1 protein-coding gene is annotated in these 1,514 nt (G+C 68.8%); it reads right to left on the reverse strand.

Annotation, left to right across the window (positions count from 1 at the left end; genetic code table 11):
- Positions 1-13: 13 nt before the first annotated feature.
- Positions 14-1,381, reverse strand: a complete 1,368-nt coding sequence (locus AB0H21_RS40865; RefSeq protein WP_358527478.1) for an IS4 family transposase — start codon at positions 1,379-1,381, stop codon at positions 14-16.
- Between the last annotated feature and the right edge of the window lie 133 nt (positions 1,382-1,514).

Below are 1,514 nucleotides of genomic sequence, written 5' to 3' on the forward strand. Positions count from 1 at the left end.
CAAGGCCGTGAAGTTAGGGGCTGATCGGCTTTGTCAAGATGTCGATGCTGATGGTCGCTTTGTAGGTGCGCCGGTCGACGCGCAGGCTCTTGTAGGCGTAGCGGGACAGTGGGCGTTTGACGGCTCGTGGGCTGAGGCGTAGCCGCCGGGGCGGCAGGAGATGGTCCAAGACGGCTCGGCCGATGGCCCCGACCAGGTCGATGGTGGTGCCGGCGATGACACCGGCGGCCTGGATGATCTGGTCGCGGGCGGCCTGGAGGGCGATGCTGAAGCCGGCCCGGTCGGGGTCGGCGCCGGGGACGGTCTGGGTCGCGTCGGTGATCGCGATCCTGATCGCCTGGTAGGCGGTCAGCAGGGCGTAGATCTCCTGGGTGATGCCGGGCAGGGTGCGGGACCGTAGCACCCGGCGGCCGAGCATGGTCTTCTTGATGGCGAAGTACGCCGATTCGACCTCCCATCGCTGGTGATAGAGCTTGACCAGTTCGCGGGCGGGATGGGCGCGGGGGTCGGTCAGGGTGGTGGCCAGGCGGTAGACGCCGGTATGCCGTCCGGCCGTGGTGGTGATGGTGATCTCGCACTCGATGATGCGGACCGGCAGCGATCCGAGGCGGGACAGGAAAGAGCCGTCGCTCAGACGGCGCAATACCGGGGGTTTGCGGGCGGCCGACAGCCGGGCCAGGAACGCCGCGCCGGTGCCGGCGACGGCGCCCAGGAAGTCGTTGGAGGAAAAGCCGCGGTCCAGCAGTGCGATCATGCCGGTCTGCAGCGAGCGCGTCAGACGCATGCCGTGGGCGATCTCGCCGCGGGTACGCGGCCCGAACACCGCGTCCATGACGGCCCGGGTACCGCAGCAGACCAAGGCCACCAGCAGGATCTGCGGATACCCCGAGGCGGTGGTGTACTGGTTGGCCTGCTTGCCCAGCCGGGCACGCACCGCGGGGTCGTCGGGCACATCCATGTAGGTGCCGTCGATCGCGACGACCAGCAGGCCGGCCCAGCGTGCGCCCGAGGTGCCGATCGCGCTCGCCGGGCCACGCAGCAGGTCGAACAACTCACGCATCGGGCCTACGCCCAGCCGGGTACGGGCGTGCCACAAGGCTGTGGCCGTGATCGCCGGCAGGGGCAGAGCACCCAGAGCGCCGGTGAGCTTGCGCCACACCGCCACATAGCCGCACTCCTCGAACAGCGCGGCCGCCAGCAGCAGGTAGACCACCACCCGGGCGGGTAGCTTGCGCAACCGTCGCTGGACCGCGCCCGCCTCAGCGAGCGCGGCGTCGACCATCTCGAACGGCACGATCTGGGTCAACTCACCCAGATGACCCGGAGCGAAGACACCTTCGGCTACCGCGATCTCGCGGGTGATGACAGACTGGCCAGACAGCGGAGCCCCCTTGGTAACGACTCGTCTTGGCGGACAAGCCGTTCTATCGGGGCTCCGCTTCCCATGTCCGGCGGTCCATCAGATCGAGACCGTCCCTTGCCACCAGCCCTGAGGCCTTAACTTCACGGCCTTG

Source organism: Sphaerisporangium sp. NPDC051011 (assembly GCF_040653595.1).
Lineage (GTDB): Bacteria > Actinomycetota > Actinomycetes > Streptosporangiales > Streptosporangiaceae > Sphaerisporangium.